The following is a 19,100-nucleotide window of genomic DNA, read 5'->3' as shown; positions in this document are numbered from 1 at the left end:
GCTTTTGGCGTTGGGGCACCGACCACTGATTAACGCCTGCTTAACCATGCCTGCATAGAAATGGTTAACCATACCGGTTTGCATTTCTGGAAGGGCACAACGTGTCGAGCATTATTACGAACCCGTCCGCAATGACGGCTCTTCAGTCACTCACCGCCGTCAACAAGCAGCTTGCGACGGTCCAGAATCGCATTTCCACCGGCTTTCGCGTCGCTGAGGCCAAGGACAATGCCGCCTACTGGTCCATTGCGACGACCATGCGGTCGGACAATAAGGTGCTATCCACGGTCCAGGACTCGCTGGGGCTGGGCGCTAGCCGTGTCGACACGGCCTACACAGCGATCAACAAGATCATCGATACGGTTGACGAGATTAAGCAAAAGGTTCTGTCCGCTGTTGGGGCAAGCGAAGGCGACAAGGCAAAGATCCAGTCGGAGATTGAGAGTTTTAAGTCTCTCCTGAAATCGATGGCCGAGAACGCAAGCTTTTCCGGCCAAAATTGGCTCGCGGTCAATTCTGCCGTAGCCGACGGGCATCCGGCAGCCGGCGTTCACCGCGACACCGAGATCGTGTCTTCCTACTCACGCGACAACAGTGGCGCGATCCTCCTCGGCAAGATCACCATCAAGGTCGACACCATCAAGCTATACGACGCTGCGGCCACGACCAACGAGACGAAGGGGATACTCGAAGGCCTGCGTCTCGGAACAACCGGCATTAGAGCCAACGCCGCGTCTATGCCGGCCGGCGGCGCTACGCTGGGTGCCAACGACGGATATGCGGTCTCGAGCTTGACGGTCGTCGGCTACACCGATGCGCAATTGCAGCAGATGCTGACGGTCATCGATGAAACGCTGGTCGACCTCACCAACGCCGCAACCCATGTCGGCGCCGCGAAGAAGCGCATCGACATGCAAAAGGAGTTCGCCTCAAGTCTGATGGACTCGATCGACCGTGGCGTCGGTCAGCTCGTTGATGCCGACATGGAGGAAGAGTCCACCCGCCTTCAGGCCCTGCAGGTTCAGCAGCAGCTGGGCATCCAGGCGCTGCAGATCGCCAATTCGCACGCCCAGAGCATCCTGTCGCTGTTCAAGGGCTGACCTGGGCTTTCAGCCGCCCCTTCCCCGGGCCGTCCTCGTGGCGGCCCGAAATCATTTTCGCACAAGCTTCATTGCTTAGGTTGCCGCTGGGTGTTTCCGGAGCATGAAGCTTTGCCTGAGCAGATCAAGTCCATCATCGACAACCTTCGCGGCCTCGGTCCCAAGCGCCTCGCCATGATGGGCGGGGCCGCCGCGATCATCATGGCCGTCGTGCTGACGGCTGCGATCTATCTCAACCGTCCCGCCTACGAGACGCTCTATGTCGGCCTCGACCGCAACGATGTCGGTCAGATCGGCGCCGTCCTGAGCGAGGCGGGGATCCGTTATGACGTGTCGAGCGACGGCACGTCCGTGATGGTAGCGGCCGGCAAGACCGGCCAGGCGCGCATGCTGCTGGCCGAGCGCGGCCTGCCGACCAGCTCGAACGCAGGCTACGAGCTCTTCGACAATGTCGGCTCGTTCGGCCTCACCTCCTTCATGCAGGAGGTGACCCGCGTGCGTGCGCTCGAGGGCGAGATCGCCCGCACCATCCAGTCGATCACGGGCATCAAATCCGCCCGCGTCCATATCGTAATGCCGGAGCGCGCCTCGTTTCGCCGCGAGGAGCAGGCGCCGACCGCTTCGGTCGTCATCCGCGCCGACCGCGCCGAAGGCATGAAGGCAGCGCTTGCCATCCGTCACCTCGTGGCGGCTGCAGTTCCGCGCCTGCAGGCCGACAAGGTCACCGTCCTCGACGCGACGGGCGAGTTGCTTGCCGCCGGCGACGATCCGAACAACTCCAGCGTCGCGCGCTCCCTTACGGTCGAGCGCACCGTCGAGACCCAGATCGAGGAAAATATCCGTCGCGCGCTGGCGCCGTACCTTGGCCCGGAAAACTTCCGCGCCAGCGTCAAGGCCGACGTCAACACCGACATGCGCCAGATCGAGGAAACGATCTTCGATCCTGAATCGCGCGTCGAGCGTTCGGTCCAGATCGTCCGCGCCAACGACCAGTCGAACCAGCGCCAGTCCGCACCGCCGACCACCGTGCAGCAGAACCTGCCGGAAGAGGATCTGGCGGCGACCGAGGGTCCGGCTTCGTCAGAACAGCGCGAGCGCCGCGAAGAGACCACCAACTACGAGCTCAACTCCAAGCGCGTCGCCACCGTCAGCAATGGCTACACCGTCGAGCGCCTGTCGATCGCCGTCGTGGTCAACCGCGAACGCCTGCTTGCAGTCCTCGGCGAGAATGCAACGCCCGAACAGGTCGCCGACCGCATTGCCGAGATCGAGAAGGTCGTGGCGTCCGCCACCGGCTTCGATGCGAACCGCGGCGACGTGATCAACGTCTCTTCCGTCGAGTTCATGGAAGGCCTTGCCGGCGTCGAGGCGACCGAGCCGGGCATCATGGAGACGCTCAGCCGCCACCTCGGCACCATCATCAACGCGACCGCCTTCATCGTCGTCGTGTTCCTCCTCTCCTGGTTCGGCCTGCGTCCGCTGGTCGCCGCCGTGACCAAGAAGGAAGGTGCAGATGCCATGAACTTCGACGATCTCCAGCTGTCGCTGCCGAACCCGCTGGACAACCTGCAGCTGCCGGATCCGCTCGCAGACGCGGATGGCCTGGGTATGGGCATCGGCTATGGCGGCAGCCCGTTCCCGGATAACATGGCGGATGACATCCGCTTCAAGCTGAAGCCGGCGCCGCAGGATCGCCTGGCGCAGATGGTCGACCTCAACGAGGAACGCTCTGCAATGATCCTGCGCAAGTGGGCTAGCGAGGAGCTTGCAGCGTGACGGCCTCGCCAGCTCTCGCAGCAGCCCTGAAGGACTTCGGCGCGCCGCGACGAGCGGCGGCCGAGCCGTTCTCGATGCCGGCTGCGTTTCCCGAGCCCATCGACTTCGCCGCGCCCGCATTCGAGGCACCCGAAGTTCCGGACTTCCCCGAGTTGCCGCCGGTCCCGGAGGTCGACACCGAGGCCCTGATCGCCGAGGCCGTCGCCAAGGCGGAGGCGGAGCTTACCGAACGCCTGATCAGGGAACATCAGGACGCGCTCCAGCTCGAGCGCGACCGGCATGCCGAGGAACTCGAGGTGCTGGAGCGCCGGCTCGCCGAGGAGACGGCAGCTCAAATCCAGACCGCCATCGCGGACATGGAAAAGCGGGTCGTCGACCTGACGGCGGCCGTTACGGCGCGCATCCTCGGCACAGTGCTTACCGAGGACGTGCGCGAGCGCTCGCTGGAGCGGCTGGCCTCCCTCATCACCGAAGCGCTGCATGACGAGGAGTCCGTCCGCATCAAGGTGTCGGGCAGTGCACCCCTATTCGAGGCGCTCAAGGAAAAGCTGCCCAATTACGCGTCGCAGTTCGACTTTACCGAAAGCATCGGCATGGATCTCTCCGTCACCATTGACGACAGCATGTTCGAGACGCGGCTCGCCGAGTGGTCCGCCGCCCTCGCGGAGGCGATCGAATGAGCGGGGCGGACCAGGACCAGCGGCACGGCGAGATCGTCATCGTTCGTCGTGGCGGACACGATGATCATGGTCATCACGGCGGCGCGTGGAAGATCGCGTTCGCTGACTTCATGACGGCACTGATGTGCCTGTTCCTCGTCATGTGGCTGATCAACGCCACCAATGAGGAAACCAAGGCGTCGATTGCCAGCTATTTCAACCCAATGGCGCTGACCGACACCGCGCCGAGCAGCAAGGGCCTGGAAGAGCCGGACGAAACCACACCTGCGCGCGAAGAGGTCAGCACCGATCTGGAGAAGGCCGCGACGGATCCGCTCGATACCTTCGACCAGAAGGCCGGCCCGGCCAAATTCGCGAATTCGAAGGACATGGCGGAAACGCGCCAGACGTCCGACGAACACCTGTTCTCCGATCCCTACGCCGTCCTTGCCGAGATCGCGACACAGACGGCAATGCTGCAGAACGTGTCGGCCAAGGGCGACGGCGGCGCGCAGACTTCCGGCCCGGCAACCGGCGCGCAGGGCGGCGAGTCCTACCGCGACCCGTTTGCACCTGATTTCTGGTCCAAGGAGATCGGCGAACCCCTCGACGAAGAAGAGATCGAGGCCTTCCGTGAGCGCGACGAGGATAAACAGCCTCAGGAAGAAACTGCTACAGCCGAGTCATCCGACGAGCTACCGGTGAACGAGCCGGTCGGCGAAGCTGCTGCCGCGCAGGCCGAACAGGCCGCCGAAGCCATGCCGAGCCAGGAAGTGGTGAAGCAGGCGGAGCAGATCAGCCGCGAGCTGCGTGAGGCTTTCGGCAAGGATTCCGAACTGAACAAGGCTCTGAACGTGGTCGCGACCGACAAGGGCGTCGCGATCTCCGTCACCGACGAGCTCAACTACGGCATGTTCGAGATCGGCTCGGCCGTGCCGAAGGGCGAACTCGTGCGCGCGATGGAGCGCATCGCCAAGACGCTCAACGAGCATCCCGGCAAGATCCGCATCAATGGCCACACCGACGCGCGCCCGTTCCGCAGCCAGTCCTATGACAACTGGCGCCTGTCGACCGCGCGTGCGCATACGGCCTACTACATGCTGGTGCGCGGCGGCCTCGACGAGGCTCGTGTGAAGGAAGTCGCGGGCTTTGCCGACCGCCAGCTCAAGGATCCGGAAAACCCGTTCTCCGACCGCAATCGCCGCATCGAGATCCTGCTGGAGACCGATGGATGATGAGGCGCTCCTGCCAGATCCTGCGGGCTCTTGCCCTCGGCATCTGCTGGGTGGGGCATGGGACGGCGGACACCCAAAATACGGGACTCCAGCCATACCAGATGGTGCGCTCGCTCCAGCTGGTGCAGGACCGCATCGCCAGCGGCGATCACGCCTCGCTGCCGATGCAGAAGAAGCTGCTGGAGCTGATCGACCTGCGTCTGCGCACGGCAGGCGAGGAAGATTTCAAGGATAGCCGCAACGTTCAGGCGCTGATGATCTACGCGATGAGCGGCGGCAACCCGTCGACCGTTGCGACCAGCCTCGCCCGGCCGGAGCTGCCTGATGCCGATCGCGACGCCGGCGCTGGGATCCTCGCCTATCTGGTCGGCGACGTAAACCAGGCGCGCGCTGCGCTGGATTCGATCGATCCGGTCAAATATCCGGACGAGATCTCCGCCTTCCTGTCGCTGATTAAGGGCTCTGTCCTTGCGTCGGAGGAGTATGACGCGGCGATTTCGCATCTCGACCGTGCTCGGCTACTCGGCCCCGGCACGCTGATCGAGGAGGCCGCTCTGCGCCGCACGGTGTCCCTGGCCGTCGCAAAGCGCGATGCAACGCGATTTCTCGCCGTGTCGGAGCAGTACGCCCGGCGGTTCCTGCGCTCGCCCTATGCGGCGCAGTTTGCCGAGGCTTTCATCGCCGGCGTCGTCGAACTCCGCAGCGAACTCGACCTCAACGGCCTCGACCAGACGATCGCCTGGATGACCGGCGAGCAGGCACGCACGATCTATCTGCGACTCGCGCGCCGGGCCGCAATCGACGGCGACAAGCAGCTTCTGGCCTATGCTTCGAAACGCGCGAGCGAGTACCCGCCTTCGGAGGCAGAAAGCGACCCGCGTGCCGAACTGTACTCCAGCATCTCCACGGTGACGTCCGACGCCGTCACAGAGACGCTCAACCGTCTTGAAGGCCTTGATGGCAGCGGCCTGACCCAGAAGGATCGCGCGCTGCTCAAGGCTGCCAAGACGGTCGCAAATGAAGTCGTGGCGCCCGTGAAGCCAACAGCATTGCCCGCCTTCGAACAGCCGGAGGCGGAAGATGCACCTGAGGATACGAGCGGCATCGTCGAGACGACGCGTGCCCGGCTTCAGGCGATCGACAAGCTCCTTGAGGAGACAGCACAATGAACATGACCGTTGCCCTCCCCGGTCTAGCCGTTGCCACCGCCGGTCAGCCAGCTGCCCGCGGCTCGCAGGGAGATGAGGACGCGAAGAGCTTCGATAATCTCCTCGCGCCGGCAGCCGCAGAAGACCGCCCGTCGCAGGGCAACCGCAGGAAAGCCGAGGCCGCCGAGGCAAAGCCGACCTGGTCGAACTCGTCGACGGCTGCCGCGCAGGAGTCTGAGGGGGATGCCCCCGTACTGGACGGTGCCCCTGCGCTCGACGAGGAAACAGAATCAGATGCCGAAGCTGCACTCGCGTTGCTGCTGACCGACGCACCAGATCCCGCCAACAAGCCTCAGCCGTCGCTCGACGGGGATGTGCCGCCCGTTCAGGCCGACGCTGGCGATGACGGGCTGTCCGGCAAGCCGGACCCCGCGCGCAAGCTGCTTGATGCGCTGGCGAGGGTGAGCGAACGCGCCGAGCAGGCCGCGAAGGAGAGTGTCGCTGCCCCGGACGTCGAGCAACAAGCCGTTGATGCGGGAGAACCTGTTTCCGAGCCGAGGGCGAGCACTGGCGAAAAGCCTGCCATGACGCAGACCGCATCCTCGGTCGTGCAAATTGCGAACAACGCGTCGCAGGACCAGCAGCGAAGCGGGGAGCGCGGCGCTGGCAATCGCGGTCAGCAGAAGACGGTCGCGACCGCCGAACGGCCCGGGCAAGCACAACCGGCGGCCGCAGACGAGCCGGTCAAGCAGGGCAACGCATCTCCGACGCAGGTCGCCAACAATTCATCGGACGACGCATCGTCAACGCGTCCCAAGACGACGCTGCCTCTGCAGGGGCAGTCGGCACAACTCGCCGGAAAGGTTGATGTCGTCGGCTTCAGCGCGGCCATGGCTCCGTCTCCGGGCCAGACCCTCAGCGTAACCTCCGCAGGTGTCGTGGCGGCCATCGATGCCGAGCCGACATGGCGTCAGGCACTCGTTGGTACAGCTTCCCTTGGAGCCACTCCGGGCACCGCCGCCCAGTCCGGAACGAGCACCCTCAAGATCCAGCTGAACCCCCTGGAACTTGGGATGGTGACGGCCCGCTTGACGGCCACCGGAGAACAACTTGCGATTGAAATCCAGGTCCAGTCGAGCGAGGCCCACAGACGCCTCTCAAGCGATCATGACGCCATCGTGAAGGCGCTGCGCGCTGTTGGCTACGACGTCGACCGGGTGACCATCCAGCAGTCTCCGTCGAGCGCGAATGCGAGCAACCAGCAGGCCAATACCGACAGCCGCGGCAGCGATGCTTTCGACCAGGCGGCAAAGCAGGGTGACCATGCAGGCAACGGCCAGGAAAGAGGCAGGACGGCAGGTGGAAATGCGGAAGGCATTGCCCAGAGCGACCAGGTGGCTGATCGTTCTTCTGGCGGCATTTACATCTAGCGTTTTCACCACAGCCGCAGTTGCAAGCACGGCGCGCTGCGAGGCGGAAATCCTGCGTGCCGCCGTGCGGCACAAGGTGCCGGTCGGCGTTCTCTACGCCGTGGGGCTGACGGAGACCGGCCGAAAGGGCAGCCTCTACGCCTGGGCGCTCAACATCGAGGGACGCGCCGTCTATCCGCGCTCACCGCAGGACGCCGTCCGCACGTTTGAAAGCGCGCGGAGAGAAGGCAAGAAGCTGATCGATCTCGGCTGCATGCAGATCAACTATCACTATCATTCCCAACAGTTTTCCGGCGTCAGGCAAATGCTGGATCCTGCGCGGAACGTCGACTACGCGGCCCGCTTCCTGGCCGACCTGAAGAAGCGTCACGACTCATGGGCGATGGCTGTTGCCCGCTATCATGCGGGCCCCAACAACGACCCTGCACAGCAGCGCTACATCTGTCGGGTGATCACGAATCTGGTCACCACGGGCTTCGGAAATTGGACGCCCGAAGCACGAAAGTTCTGCAACTCATAGTTGCTTTTCGCTGTCGTTCCGAGACCCCTCAGACTCCCAAAAACCACCCCACAAAATCTGACCATTGTGGGGGATTCACCCGTGCGAGTAACCCTTTGTGAACAATTTTGGGCAACTGATTCGGAGGCGGGCCGATGATAGTGATTGTCGACGAGCGCGAGCTCGTTAAGGACGGTTATCAATCACTTTTTGATCGCGAGGGTGTCGCGAGCGCGGGGTTTGGCCCCGACGAGTTTGGAGAGTGGGTCTCCAGCGTTTCGGATGACGACCTCAAGGCAGTGCACGCATTCCTGATCGGGGAGGCGTCGAGCAGCATCGTCTCGCCGCGCCAGATCCGCGACCGCACCACGGCTCCGGTGATCGCGCTTCTCGAGCAGCAGTCGCTCGAGCAGACGCTGAAGCTGTTCGAGGCCGGCGTCGACGACGTGGTCCGTAAGCCGGTTCACATTCGCGAAATCCTGGCGCGCATCACGGCAATCCGCCGCCGCGTTCAGGAGGAGAAGCCTTACTCAGAGTTCGGACCGCTGCGCATCTTCATGGACGGCCGCGATCCGGAAATCGAGGGCCAGCCGCTGCCGCTGCCGCGCCGCGAACGCTGCATCCTCGAGTATCTGGCGATGAACGCGGGCCGTCGCGTAACCAAGAGCCAGGTCTTCGGCGCGATCTACGGCATCTTCGACGAGGACGTCGAAGAGAACGTCGTCGAAAGCCACATCAGCAAGCTGCGCAAGAAGCTGCGTGAGCGCCTCGGATACGACCCGATCGATTCGAAGCGTTTCCTCGGCTACCGGCTCGTAGCGTGATCATCCCTGGCGCCTGCGATCACGAGGACGCAGGCGCTGGCCAGCTTCACGCAAGACAGAACAGCTAGTCTCACTCCAAGCTGTCTGAATCTTCAGGAGAAGAACCCATGAGCTTGTATGGCATGATGCGCACCGGCGTGTCTGGCATGAACGCACAGGCCACCCGCCTTGCAACCGTTGCGGATAACATCGCCAACTCCGGCACCCACGGCTACAAGAAGGCAAGCGTGGCGTTCTCCTCGCTGGTCGTGCCGAATACCGGCACGAGCTACGTCTCGGGCGGCATCTCCACGCAGGTCCGCTACGACATGAGCGCTGGTAACCTGCAGTATACGACCTCCGTCACCGACCTTGCCATCGATGGAAACGGCTTCTTCGTCGTCCAGGACGCAGCAGGAAAGCCCTTCCTCTCGCGTGCCGCCTCTTTCATCCCTGACGGCAACGGCAACCTGGTGAATGCCGCCGGCTACTACCTCATGGGCCGCAGCTATGCGCTCGGCGAGCCCGGAACGACCACCACATACGGCGACTATGAACGGGTTACCATTCCAACGACGGGTTTGGAACGAGTAGCTTCCACAATGGGCAAATTGGCATCAAATCTTCCGTTTGATGCGCCGGTGTACGCGCCCATGCTACCTGCGCCCGGCGACGTTACCAAGTTGCCCTCGGCCAACCCTGCCAATGATGCCGACATTCGCGCGGGCATGGAGGCCGGCTCGATCTTCAAGTCTGGCTTGACTGCAATCGGATACGCCGGCGAAGCAATTCGACTGGACATTTACTTCACGAAGATTGCAGACAATCAGTGGGAAGTCGCTGTCTTTTACCAACCCGACGCATCCACGGCCACGGCGTTTCCATACATTGACCCTGTCACAGGCGCCCCTGCGACGGCCCCTCTCGAAAAGATGGACCTGACTTTTGATCCGACTACCGGAAATCTAGTCGCAGGATCCAGCACCGAACTCGTCCTTGATCTGCGGCCGGCTCCTGCTGGTAAGGATCTCAACGGCGAAAGAATTTCGGTCGACCTGAGCGACATGCGCCAGCTGGCGACAGACTATACGCCGCTGGCAGCCGAAATGAACGGGTCTCGTCCGTCGGCGATCGATCGCATCGTTATCGACGAAGACGGCATCTTGTCGGTTCAGTACGCAAACGGCGCGATGGAGAAACTCTATCGCCTCGACCTTGCCTATGTGCAGAGCCCGGATCAGCTGTCAGTGCTGCCCGGCAACGTGTTCCAGGAAGGTCTCCAGTCGGGACAGGTGAAGTTCGGCAAGCCGAATGAGATTTCTCTTGGCGCCGTCAAGTCCGGTGCCGTCGAGAACTCCAACGTCGATATCGCTGAGGAACTCACCAACATGATCGAGTCCCAACGCAACTACACCGCAAACTCGAAGGTCTTCCAGACCGGCGGCGATCTCATGGATGTTCTGGTCAACCTGAAGCGATAGGTGATCAGCTGGGGTAAGGGAACTGGGGAATAATGTCACTTTCAACTGCACTGAATATCGCGCAGAACTCGCTCCTTAACTCCCAGCGACAGACCACGGTCGTCTCCAAGAACATCGCGAACGCGTATAACGAGAACTACTCGAGGCGAACCTCTATCGTCTCGAGTCTCGCGCCTGGGAACCGGATTGCCGAAGTGCGGCGGGCGACCGACGAAGCACTCTTCAGGCAGAACCTGAACGCGCTTTCGGGATGGACGGCTCAGAGCACGATCGTCAACGGTCTCGACAGGCTGAATCTTGCAGTTAACGGCGTCGACAATGCCACGTCGCCGGCGACGCTTCTTGGCAAGATGCAGGAAGCGATCCAGCTTTATTCGTCAACGCCCTCCAACCGTACGCTTGGTGAGAATGCGATCGAGGCAGCGCGCAGCCTCGTGCGCTCCCTCAATGACGGCACGAGCCAGATCCAGAAATTCCGTGCCGAAATGGATAGCCAGATCGCGCTCGGAGTAGCTGAACTCAACACGCTGCTTGCCCAGTTTCAGAAGGTTAATGACGAGATCAAGCTCGCGACCACTTCTGGACGTGAGGCCCTCGACGCATACGACCAGCGCGACGAGCTGCTCAGCCGCATTGCCGAGCTTGTGCCGATCTCGACGATTACCAGGGCCAACAACGACATGATGATCGTGACGGCCGACGGCATGACGTTGTTCGAGTCAACTCCGCGGTCAATTCAGTTCACCGCGACGCCGATCTTTGCCAGCGACACGGTCGGCAGTCAGATCCTGGTGGATGGTGTACCTCTGTCGCCTGGTAACGGTGCAAATACGAATGCCGGCGGCACGCTGGCTGCGATGCTTCAGCTGCGCGATGACTACGCTGGCGGTCTCCAGGCTCAACTTGATGAGGTTGCGCGTGGTCTCATCCTGGCCTTCTCCGAAGAAGACCCGAACACCCCCGGCAGCTTCAGCGCAGGTCTGTTCGTCTCGGTCGACCCCTCGGTCGACCTCACAACGGCCGACAGGAAGACGGGGCTCGCCGGGAAGATCGCGATCAACCCGGATGTCGATCCAATCAAGCTGCGCGACGGCATCAACTACGACATCAATCCGGGCCTTCCGGCGGAGCGTCACGCCAACTTCACTGGCCTTCTGAACAAGTTCAGCACCGCCATGGACGCGCACCAGACGTTCGTCGGCGCCGACGGTTCATCCTACGAGATGAGCCTGATGAACTACTCGACCGGCGCGATCAGTTGGCTCGAAGATGCGCGCAAGAACGCCGACTACGGCGCCGAAACCAAGAGCGCCCTACTGGTGCGCACCGCGGAGGCGCTGTCGAATGTAACTAACGTCAACGTCGACGAAGAAATGGCGTTGATGCTTGAGCTGGAACAGTCCTACGCAGCCTCCGCAAAGCTGTTGCAGATGATCGACGAAATGCTCGAGACCCTACTTAGTGTGGTGAGATAGGCCCATGAAGGTATCCTTCGTCTCCTCGCAGGCCATTTCCAAGGCCCTACAGTACCAGACGCAGAAAATGACGTCTGATCTGACCAAGGCACAGAAGGAAGTGCAGACCCTTCGCGTCGCGGACGTAGGACTCGCGCTCGGCGCGCGTGCCGGCATCTCCGCATCGCTGCACCGGGAAGTCAGCCGACTCAGCGGCCTCATCGACACCAATCAGCTCGCCGGGTCGCGCTTGGATTCGACGCAGGTAGCTCTGAAGGACCTGACCGAACTCTCCAACGAACTAATGGCGGCACTGACCACCGCGGCGTCCGATGTCGGCGACAGCCGGATCATCCAGAACCAGGCAGAGTCCGTCCTGTCCGCCATGACGGCTATCCTGAACACAAACCTCAACGGTGAGTACATCTTCGCCGGCATCAACACGGATGTGAAGCCGTTCAACGACTTCCTCGACCCAAACTCGCCCAATCGGCAGGCGTTCGAAACCGCCTTGGCCAACTTCTCCGCCTCGAACCCGATGACCGGAGCCGAAATGGAGACCTTCCTCGACTCCATCGAGCCGATGTTCACGGGCACCAATTGGGACGCGTGGTCCAAAGCGACCGATGAGGAAATCACCTCGCGGATCACCCTGACCGAAACCGCGAAGACTTCCGTTTCCGCAAACATCACCGCGATCAAGGAACTGGCGAAGGCAGCGGCTACGGTCGCCGCGCTCTCGCAGGCGTCGCTCACTGGCGAAGCTCGCCAGGTGCTTCTTGAGCGGGCCCTTGCCTCGACCGGCGTCGCTGTCAGCGAGTTCGCGAAGCAGCAGGGCTATGTCGGCGTCACCCAGAAGCGTATCGAGGAGGCAAACGAGCGCATGAACATGCAAATCGACCTCTTCGAACTGAGCATCAATGACCTCGAGGGCATCGATCCATACGAAGCCTCCACAAAGGTCACGGGTCTGATGACCCAACTTGAGATTTCATACTCGCTAACGGCCAGGATGCAGCAAATGAGCCTGCTGAAGTACCTGTCCTGATCAATTTGAACGTTGCCACAAGCACGGATACCGCATGTACCAGTTTGCTTATGCTGAAATTCAGTCCGACTCCGTGGCGGACGCCAAGGACCGCGAGAAGCAAATTCTCTCGCGCTCCATCGACATGCTGATCGCTGCCAAGGACAAGGGCCCGCTCTCGATCGAGGCGGTGCATGCCATCCACTTCCTGAACCGTGTCTGGACCACGTTCATTGAGGACCTTGGAAGCGAGGACAACGGCCTGCCGCAGGAGCTGCGTGCCAACCTCATTTCCATCGGCCTGTGGCTGCTTCGCGAAGCCGAGGCGATCCGGCAGGGCAAATCCGACAATTTCGATGGGCTGATCGAGGTCTCTCAGATCATCCGTGATGGCATCCAATGAAGAACACCCTCAAGATCACCCTGAAGGCGAACGAGAAGATCTACGTCAACGGCGCGGTGATCCGCACCGACCGTAAGGTTTCGCTCGAATTCCTCAACGACGTCCATTTCCTGCTTGAGGGACATGTTCTGCAGCCGGACCAGGCAACAACGCCGCTACGCCAACTCTACTTCATCGTCCAGATGATCCTGATGAATCCGGACGGCGCTCCGGAGGCACGCGAAATGCTGCGCAAGTCGATGCCGCTGCTTCTCGCCTGCTTCTCCGACGAGCACATCCTGTCGACGCTCAAGCATATTGATCGCCTCGTCAACGAGGGTCACGTCTACGAAGCCCTGAAGGCAATTCGTGGTCTGTATGTGCTCGAAGCGGAGATCCTCAACCAGGCCGGCGCAAAGCAGCCAACCCTCCTCACAGCCGCGGAGTAGCGACGATGACAGTGTCTGCAGTCAGTTCCACGACGAGCGCAACCGCAACGTCGTCGGCCAGCGCCCTTAGCGCCCAGACGGTCGACTACCAGTCGTTCCTCAAGCTGCTCGTCGCCCAGATGAAGAACCAGGATCCGACGGCTCCGATGGAATCGACGGACTATGTCGCCCAGCTTGCGACGTTTTCGCAGGTCGAGCAGTCGATCCAGATGAACAACAAGCTGCAGTCGATGCTGCTGGGCAATACCCTGACGCAAGCCTCTGATCTGATCGGCCGCCACGTCGAAACCATGGACGGCAAGGCGAGCGGCATTGTAAAGCAGGTCGAAGTCTACTCCGACGGAACCGTTCTTGTCCTCGACAACGGCACCAAGGTTCCGATGGGCGCAAGCTTCACCGTCCGCGAGGCGACGGCTGCCGCTCCTGACGCTCCTGCAGATTCCGATACGGACCAGTCCGAAGCATGAATGAGGCCGACGCTCTCGACATCGCGCAATTCGCCATCTGGACGGTTTTGACCGGATCCGGGCCGGCGGTTGCTGTGGCCATGTTCGTTGGCGTCGGTATCGCTTTCGTCCAGGCGCTGACGCAGATCCAGGAAATCACGCTCACCTTCGTCCCGAAGATCGTCGCGATCCTCCTGGCCGTCGCCTTCTCCGCACCCTTCATCGGCGCGCAGATTGCCTCCTTCACCAACGTGATGTTCCAGCGCATCGAAACCGGTTTCTGACCGGTTATCTGGCTGCTTCCCAGCACCGGCTTCCGGCATCACATCCTTCGCGCAAGCTTGACCTTCTAGTGTCCTGCAACGTGTGCGCTCCGTGCGCGCGAAAGATGGATGACGGCGGAAGTTCATGGCGCTTATCGATTCGGCTCCCCTGCCCCTGGCTCGCACTCACGGTCGTGACATTGCGCTCGCCATGGGCGTCATCACGATCCTTTCGATCCTCTTTCTTCCTATCCCGGCCTTCCTGATCGACTTCGGCCTTGCCCTGTCGCTGGCGGTATCGGTGCTGATCCTGATGGTCGCGCTGTGGATGCAGAAGCCGCTCGACTTCACCTCGTTCCCGACCGTCCTGCTGATCGTCACCATGCTGCGCCTGGCGCTGTCGATCGCGACCACCCGCGCGATCCTGTCCCACGGCAATGACGGTGTGAACGCCGCGGGTTACGTCATCGGCGGTTTCTCCAATCTCGTGATGGCCGGCGACTTCGTCATCGGCCTGATCGTGTTCATGATCCTGATCGTGGTGAACTTCATCGTGATCACCAAGGGCGCCACCCGTATCGCGGAAGTCGGCGCCCGTTTCACCCTCGACGCGATCCCCGGCAAGCAGATGTCCATCGATGCCGACCTTTCGGCCGGCATCATCGACGACAAGGAAGCGCAGAAGCGCCGTCGCGAACTGGAAGAGGAATCCTCCTTCTTCGGCGCGATGGACGGCGCGTCGAAGTTCGTGCGCGGCGATGCGATCGCCGGCCTCATCATTACCGCCATCAACATCATCGGCGGCATCGCGATCGGCTACACGCGCCACGGCATGGCGATGTCCGAATCCGCCGATGTCTTCGTCAAGCTGTCGGTCGGTGACGGTCTGGCGACTCAGATCCCGGCGCTGATCGTCTCGCTCTCCGCCGGCCTCGTCGTTTCCAAGGGCGGTACACGTGGTGCGACCGACGAGGCCGTGTTCGGTCAGCTCGGTGCCTACCCCCGCGCACTCTCGGTCGCCGCTGTGCTGATCGGCGCGCTTGGCCTGATGCCGGGCCTGCCGGCGATCCCGTTCTTCGCCCTGGCGCTGGCCATGGGCGCGGTTGCCTACTTCATTCCGCTTCAGCGGAAGAAGCAGGCTGAAGCTGCCGCTGCCGCCGAACGTCAGACGGCACAGGCAAAGGTCGAAGAGGAGAAGCAGTCGATCAAGGCGTCGCTGAAGACCCCGGAGATTGAGCTCCTCGTCGGCAAGCAGCTGTCCACGCGCCTTCTGACCTCCCAGCAGGAACTGGCGTTCCGCATGGGCAAGATGCGCAAGAAGTTCGCGACGCAGTACGGCTTCGTCGTGCCGGAGGTAAAGCTCACCGACGACTTCACGATCCCGCCGAAGGCCTACCAGATCAAGATCCACGGCACCGTGGTTGCCGAATACCACATGCGCGTCGGCGAGGTCATGGTCCTGCTCGGCAACGGTCCGCTGCCGCAGATCCCCGGCGAGGAAGTCCGGGAGCCGGCCTTCGGCATGCGCGCCTACTCGGTGTCGGAAGCCTTCGCTGAAGATCTGAAGCGCGAGCGCTACACCTTCGCCGACAACTTGTCGGTGCTGCTCACGCATCTGTCGGAAGTAATCCGCAACAACCTGCCGCAGCTCCTGTCCTACAAGGACATGAAGGCGCTGATCGAGCGGCAGGACCAGGAATACCGCAAGCTGATCGACGAGATCTGCACCTCGCACATTTCCTATCCGGGCCTGCAGGCCGTATTGAAGCTGCTGCTTGCCGAGCGCATCTCGATCCGCAACCTGCACCTCATCATCGAGGCGATCGCCGAGATTGCGCCGCATGTTCGCCGCACCGAGCAGATCGTCGAACATGTGCGCATCCGCATGGCGCAGCAGATTTGCGGCGACCTCACCGAAGGCGGCGTGCTAAAGGTCCTGCGTCTCGGCAATCGCTGGGACCTGGCATTCCATCAAGCCCTGAAGCGCGACCAGAAGGGCGAGATTCGCGAGTTCGACATCGACCCGCGCCTTCTCGAGGAGTTCGGCAACGAAATGACCAAGGCGGTGCGCCAGCATCTCGACGCCGGCGAGCGCTTTGTCCTCGTCACGGCACCGGATGCGCGGCCTTACGTCCGCATGATCGTCGAGCGCCTGTTCCCGACTCTGCCCGTCCTGTCTCACGTCGAGATCGCACGCGGCGTGGAGGTTCGCGTGCTCGGCTCGATCTCGTAAGGCGGGAGAATGCTGCCAAGCCTGCCGCTCGACGCTATCGCGTTCTCGGCCTTCCTCGCATTCTGCCGGATCGGGGCCTGCTTCATGCTGATGCCGGGCCTCTCCAGCGCGAGAGTTGCACCACACATACGGCTGTTCGCGGCTCTCGCGATTACTTGGGCCATGCTGGCGCATCTGTGGGACGCGATCCTGCCGCATACCGGCGGTCAGGCCTCGTCCAAGGTTCTGCTGGTGGGCTCCGAGCTGCTGATCGGCGCCACAATGGGCCTCGTAACCCGCTTCTATGTTCTCGCCCTGCAGTTTGCCGGGTCGGTCATCGCGAACGCGATAGGCCTCGGCGGCATTCCGGGCACGATTGTGGAAGAAGCCGAGCCGCAGCCGGCACTCGCGGCCATTATCACGCTCTGCGCCCTGATCGTGCTCTTCGCCTTCGACTTTCACCACGAGGTCGTGAAGGCGCTGATCATCTCCTACCAGGTCGCACCGGTTGGAAATCTGTTCGACGCCCAGGGCGCGCTGATCGATCTCACCGATACGCTTGCGCAATCCTTCTACCTGACGCTGCGCCTTGCGAGCCCCTTCATCGCCTACGCGATCCTTGCGAACCTGACGATCGGCCTCATCAACAAGCTGGCGCCGCACATCCCCGTATACTTCGTGTCCCTGCCCTTCACCGTCGCGGGCGGCCTCATCATGCTTTACTTCGGTATCGGCATCATGCTGTCGCTGTTTGCCGACGGCTTCCTGCCAACAACCTTGGGAGGTTGATGCCATGGAATCGCGTGCCGGCCGCTTGAAACGGCTCATCCGGCTGCAAAAGCAGATCAAGGGTCTCCACGAGACCCGCCACGCCCAGCATCTGACGGAAGCGCAGAAGGCAAGGCAGGACGCAGCGGAACTTCTGGATTCGCTGAACCGAGCGTCGCCGATGCCCGGCCTTTTCCCGGACATCTACAACCGCCGCATTGGTGCGGCGGTTGCCCGCGAAGAGCATGAAAAAGTGCTGGCACAGGAGGAAGCGAAGCTCGTTGCCGCTGCGACCGCCCGCACCAAGCGCGTCGAGGAAGCGTGGCGGGAGGCCGCCCAGTTGGAGGAACGTGAAGAAGAAGAGAAGGCGCGTCTCGAAATTATTGAGCGCAGCTTGGGTACCCCAAAGTAAGCCTGCCACAAGCTTGTCGCGCCATATTAGCGACATCAGATCAAGCGGGAGATAACCCTTGGCCGTTCCCTTGCAGAGCGATCTAGTGCTCGATGTCGTGCGTGCTGCCGATCCGGCTGCAGCCGACGCGGCGCGCGAGAAGCTCGCTGCACATGCGGCAGCACGGAATGCCGGAGCAGAGTTCAGCATCGCCGGGGCCGGCGACATCCAGTCCTCTGCGCCCGCCAGGAATCCCCGTTCTGATGCCTTCATGAAGTTCGAGGCCCTGGTGCTGCAGACATTCCTGCAGTCCATGCTGCCGAAGGATACGGAGTCGGTCTACGGCGAGGGACTGGCGGGCGAGATGTGGCACTCCATGATGGCCGAACAGCTCGCTAATCAACTCGCCGAGACCGGCGGCATCGGCATCGCCGAGCGCATCCTGAACAACTACTACAACAAGGATGACCAGCAGGGCGCATCCGCCGCTGAGACCACCAGCGAGACCGACACCGACATTCAGGCGCTGAAGTCGGCAGCCCTCCTCGATGAGATTCAGCGGACGATTGCGCAAGCGGTCAGCCAGGACCGTTCTGCAACTGCAACCGCCGAAATTTGAGCCCCCAACAATTTGAGTCAGATGAGAAAAGCTATATGCAGGACGCACCAGATTTCATGCGAACAGGAGCTCCCAGCGCTGAGGCTGGAGCTGCGCTCATGAACCTGTCTGCAATTTTGAGTCGCATCGAGGAAACGGTCGAAGCCGAAACCGCTGCCATCCGCACCGACATCCGCTTCGACATCAAGGGCTCGAATGCTCGCAAGAGCCGCTATCTCTACGAACTGAACAAGGCAATCTCGTCTCTTGGTGCCGCCACGTTGCAGGCGCAGCACTACGACGATATCAAGCGGCTGCGCGAAAAGCTCGCCCTCAACGAGCGCGCCATCCTCGCCCACCTCAATGCGGTGAACGAGGTTGCCGAACTGATGCAGGATGCCATTCAGCGCGCCGAGGCTGACGGCACCTACTCCGCAAGCGAATTCGGCCACATGGCATCGACTCAATGATCAAACTGATGGCGGCCGCACTGTGGATCAGCATCGCCACGACGGGCGCGCTGATCTTCTCCTTCCAGTCGGCTACGAAGGATGACACGGAAGAAGAGGCCCAGGCGACCGCGTTCGCCGGCCTGGACTACGTGCGGACCGGCATCATCTCGGTACCCATCTTCGAGAACGGCAAGGTTCACGGTTACTTCCTTGCCCGCCTCGTCTACACCGCCGAGGGGAAGAGGCTGGCACAGCTGAAGCTGCCGGCCGAGGCGCTGCTTAGCGACCTCGTCTACACGCACCTCTACGGCCATCCGGAAATCGACTTCACCTCGCGCAAGAACTTCGACGTCGACAGCTTCCGCGAGACGCTGCGCGCAGGTCTCAATGAGAGGATCGGCGAAGATCTGATCCGAGAGATTCTGGTCGAACAGATCGACTATCTGCCCAAGGACCAGGTCGGCACCAGTCAAACCAAGACGGCGGCGTCAGAAGCACCTCGTTAGTGCGGCACACTTGACGATTAC

General features: G+C 62.0%; 21 protein-coding genes. All 21 read left to right on the top strand.

All coding sequences use genetic code 11. The features are described from left to right. Positions 1-101 precede the first annotated feature (101 nt). The 21 genes from L630_RS0109105 (at position 102) to L630_RS0109005 (ending at position 19,079) form a co-directional block, all read left to right on the top strand. Positions 102-1,100: a flagellin gene (locus L630_RS0109105; protein ID WP_024847947.1), complete on the top strand. Its 999-nt coding sequence runs from the start codon at positions 102-104 to the stop codon at positions 1,098-1,100. Between the two features lie 111 nt (positions 1,101-1,211). Beyond that, positions 1,212-2,876, top strand: a complete 1,665-nt coding sequence (gene fliF, locus L630_RS0109100) for a flagellar basal-body MS-ring/collar protein FliF (RefSeq protein ID WP_024847946.1) — start codon at positions 1,212-1,214, stop codon at positions 2,874-2,876. Then, positions 2,873-3,556, top strand: coding sequence for a hypothetical protein (locus L630_RS0109095; RefSeq protein WP_024847945.1), 684 nt, complete (start codon positions 2,873-2,875; stop codon positions 3,554-3,556). Before fliF ends, L630_RS0109095 begins: the two co-directional genes overlap by 4 nt. Next, the gene (locus L630_RS0109090) at positions 3,553-4,770 is read left to right on the top strand and encodes a MotB family protein (RefSeq protein WP_024847944.1); all 1,218 of its coding nucleotides are present in this window, start codon (positions 3,553-3,555) and stop codon (positions 4,768-4,770) included. The genes L630_RS0109095 and L630_RS0109090 overlap by 4 nt, the downstream gene beginning before the upstream one ends. After that, positions 4,767-5,939, top strand: a complete 1,173-nt coding sequence (locus L630_RS0109085; RefSeq protein ID WP_051473166.1) for a hypothetical protein — start codon at positions 4,767-4,769, stop codon at positions 5,937-5,939. Before L630_RS0109090 ends, L630_RS0109085 begins: the two co-directional genes overlap by 4 nt. Continuing rightward, entirely contained in the window at positions 5,936-7,348 is a 1,413-nt protein-coding gene (locus L630_RS0109080; RefSeq protein ID WP_024847942.1) for a flagellar hook-length control protein FliK, read from the top strand. Before L630_RS0109085 ends, L630_RS0109080 begins: the two co-directional genes overlap by 4 nt. Next, positions 7,284-7,868: a transglycosylase SLT domain-containing protein gene (locus L630_RS0109075; protein ID WP_051473164.1), complete on the top strand. Its 585-nt coding sequence runs from the start codon at positions 7,284-7,286 to the stop codon at positions 7,866-7,868. Before L630_RS0109080 ends, L630_RS0109075 begins: the two co-directional genes overlap by 65 nt. A gap of 134 nt (positions 7,869-8,002) precedes the next feature. Further along, the gene (locus L630_RS0109070) at positions 8,003-8,671 is read left to right on the top strand and encodes a response regulator transcription factor (protein WP_024847940.1); all 669 of its coding nucleotides are present in this window, start codon (positions 8,003-8,005) and stop codon (positions 8,669-8,671) included. Positions 8,672-8,778: 107 nt separating this feature from the next. Next, positions 8,779-10,131: a flagellar hook protein FlgE gene (locus L630_RS0109065; RefSeq protein WP_024847939.1), complete on the top strand. Its 1,353-nt coding sequence runs from the start codon at positions 8,779-8,781 to the stop codon at positions 10,129-10,131. 32 nt (positions 10,132-10,163) lie between these two features. Continuing rightward, entirely contained in the window at positions 10,164-11,606 is a 1,443-nt protein-coding gene (gene flgK, locus L630_RS0109060) for a flagellar hook-associated protein FlgK (protein WP_024847938.1), read from the top strand. Between the two features lie 4 nt (positions 11,607-11,610). Then, on the top strand, positions 11,611-12,633 hold the full coding sequence (locus tag L630_RS0109055; protein WP_024847937.1) for a flagellar hook-associated family protein: 1,023 nt from the start codon (positions 11,611-11,613) through the stop codon (positions 12,631-12,633). A 34-nt stretch (positions 12,634-12,667) separates the two neighbouring features. Next, positions 12,668-13,015, top strand: a complete 348-nt coding sequence (gene flaF / locus L630_RS0109050) for a flagellar biosynthesis regulator FlaF (RefSeq protein WP_024847936.1) — start codon at positions 12,668-12,670, stop codon at positions 13,013-13,015. Then, positions 13,012-13,443 carry a flagellar biosynthesis repressor FlbT gene (flbT, locus tag L630_RS21240; protein ID WP_034329804.1) on the top strand — a complete coding sequence of 144 codons (432 nt, stop codon included), beginning with the start codon at positions 13,012-13,014 and terminating at the stop codon, positions 13,441-13,443. The genes flaF and flbT overlap by 4 nt, the downstream gene beginning before the upstream one ends. A 5-nt stretch (positions 13,444-13,448) precedes the next feature. Beyond that, entirely contained in the window at positions 13,449-13,910 is a 462-nt protein-coding gene (gene flgD, locus L630_RS0109040; protein WP_024847935.1) for a flagellar hook assembly protein FlgD, read from the top strand. Next, complete coding sequence (gene fliQ / locus L630_RS0109035; protein ID WP_024847934.1) at positions 13,907-14,173, top strand: flagellar biosynthesis protein FliQ; 267 nt, start codon at positions 13,907-13,909, stop codon at positions 14,171-14,173. Before flgD ends, fliQ begins: the two co-directional genes overlap by 4 nt. 124 nt (positions 14,174-14,297) lie before the next feature. After that, on the top strand, positions 14,298-16,385 hold the full coding sequence (flhA, locus tag L630_RS0109030) for a flagellar biosynthesis protein FlhA (RefSeq protein WP_024847933.1): 2,088 nt from the start codon (positions 14,298-14,300) through the stop codon (positions 16,383-16,385). A gap of 9 nt (positions 16,386-16,394) precedes the next feature. Continuing rightward, on the top strand, positions 16,395-17,153 hold the full coding sequence (gene fliR / locus L630_RS0109025; RefSeq protein WP_034329802.1) for a flagellar biosynthetic protein FliR: 759 nt from the start codon (positions 16,395-16,397) through the stop codon (positions 17,151-17,153). A 4-nt stretch (positions 17,154-17,157) separates the two neighbouring features. Further along, the gene (locus L630_RS0109020; RefSeq protein WP_024847931.1) at positions 17,158-17,544 is read left to right on the top strand and encodes a hypothetical protein; all 387 of its coding nucleotides are present in this window, start codon (positions 17,158-17,160) and stop codon (positions 17,542-17,544) included. A 58-nt stretch (positions 17,545-17,602) separates the two neighbouring features. Beyond that, the gene (locus L630_RS0109015; protein ID WP_024847930.1) at positions 17,603-18,142 is read left to right on the top strand and encodes a rod-binding protein; all 540 of its coding nucleotides are present in this window, start codon (positions 17,603-17,605) and stop codon (positions 18,140-18,142) included. 98 nt (positions 18,143-18,240) lie between these two features. Then, a complete protein-coding gene (locus L630_RS0109010) occupies positions 18,241-18,591 on the top strand; it encodes a hypothetical protein (protein WP_245263696.1) in 351 nt (116 codons plus the stop codon). Then, on the top strand, positions 18,588-19,079 hold the full coding sequence (locus L630_RS0109005; RefSeq protein WP_024847928.1) for a hypothetical protein: 492 nt from the start codon (positions 18,588-18,590) through the stop codon (positions 19,077-19,079). Before L630_RS0109010 ends, L630_RS0109005 begins: the two co-directional genes overlap by 4 nt. The last annotated feature ends 21 nt before the right edge of the window (positions 19,080-19,100 follow it).

The organism is Aminobacter sp. J41 (assembly GCF_000526635.1).
GTDB lineage: Bacteria > Pseudomonadota > Alphaproteobacteria > Rhizobiales > Rhizobiaceae > Aerobium.
This window is presented reverse-complemented; position numbering and strand designations above follow the sequence as displayed.

Coding starts and splice junctions, on each gene's coding strand:
- L630_RS0109020 (WP_024847931.1), top strand. CDS start 17,158: ATGGAATCGCGTGCCGGCCGCTTGAAACGGCTCATCCGGCTGCAAAAG.
- L630_RS0109065 (WP_024847939.1), top strand. CDS start 8,779: ATGAGCTTGTATGGCATGATGCGCACCGGCGTGTCTGGCATGAACGCA.
- L630_RS0109070 (WP_024847940.1), top strand. CDS start 8,003: ATGATAGTGATTGTCGACGAGCGCGAGCTCGTTAAGGACGGTTATCAA.
- flgD (WP_024847935.1), top strand. CDS start 13,449: ATGACAGTGTCTGCAGTCAGTTCCACGACGAGCGCAACCGCAACGTCG.
- flhA (WP_024847933.1), top strand. CDS start 14,298: ATGGCGCTTATCGATTCGGCTCCCCTGCCCCTGGCTCGCACTCACGGT.
- flaF (WP_024847936.1), top strand. CDS start 12,668: ATGTACCAGTTTGCTTATGCTGAAATTCAGTCCGACTCCGTGGCGGAC.
- L630_RS0109090 (WP_024847944.1), top strand. CDS start 3,553: ATGAGCGGGGCGGACCAGGACCAGCGGCACGGCGAGATCGTCATCGTT.
- L630_RS0109005 (WP_024847928.1), top strand. CDS start 18,588: ATGATCAAACTGATGGCGGCCGCACTGTGGATCAGCATCGCCACGACG.
- flbT (WP_034329804.1), top strand. CDS start 13,012: ATGAAGAACACCCTCAAGATCACCCTGAAGGCGAACGAGAAGATCTAC.
- L630_RS0109075 (WP_051473164.1), top strand. CDS start 7,284: ATGCGGAAGGCATTGCCCAGAGCGACCAGGTGGCTGATCGTTCTTCTG.
- L630_RS0109085 (WP_051473166.1), top strand. CDS start 4,767: ATGATGAGGCGCTCCTGCCAGATCCTGCGGGCTCTTGCCCTCGGCATC.
- L630_RS0109080 (WP_024847942.1), top strand. CDS start 5,936: ATGAACATGACCGTTGCCCTCCCCGGTCTAGCCGTTGCCACCGCCGGT.
- L630_RS0109010 (WP_245263696.1), top strand. CDS start 18,241: ATGAACCTGTCTGCAATTTTGAGTCGCATCGAGGAAACGGTCGAAGCC.
- L630_RS0109055 (WP_024847937.1), top strand. CDS start 11,611: ATGAAGGTATCCTTCGTCTCCTCGCAGGCCATTTCCAAGGCCCTACAG.
- flgK (WP_024847938.1), top strand. CDS start 10,164: ATGTCACTTTCAACTGCACTGAATATCGCGCAGAACTCGCTCCTTAAC.
- fliQ (WP_024847934.1), top strand. CDS start 13,907: ATGAATGAGGCCGACGCTCTCGACATCGCGCAATTCGCCATCTGGACG.
- fliR (WP_034329802.1), top strand. CDS start 16,395: ATGCTGCCAAGCCTGCCGCTCGACGCTATCGCGTTCTCGGCCTTCCTC.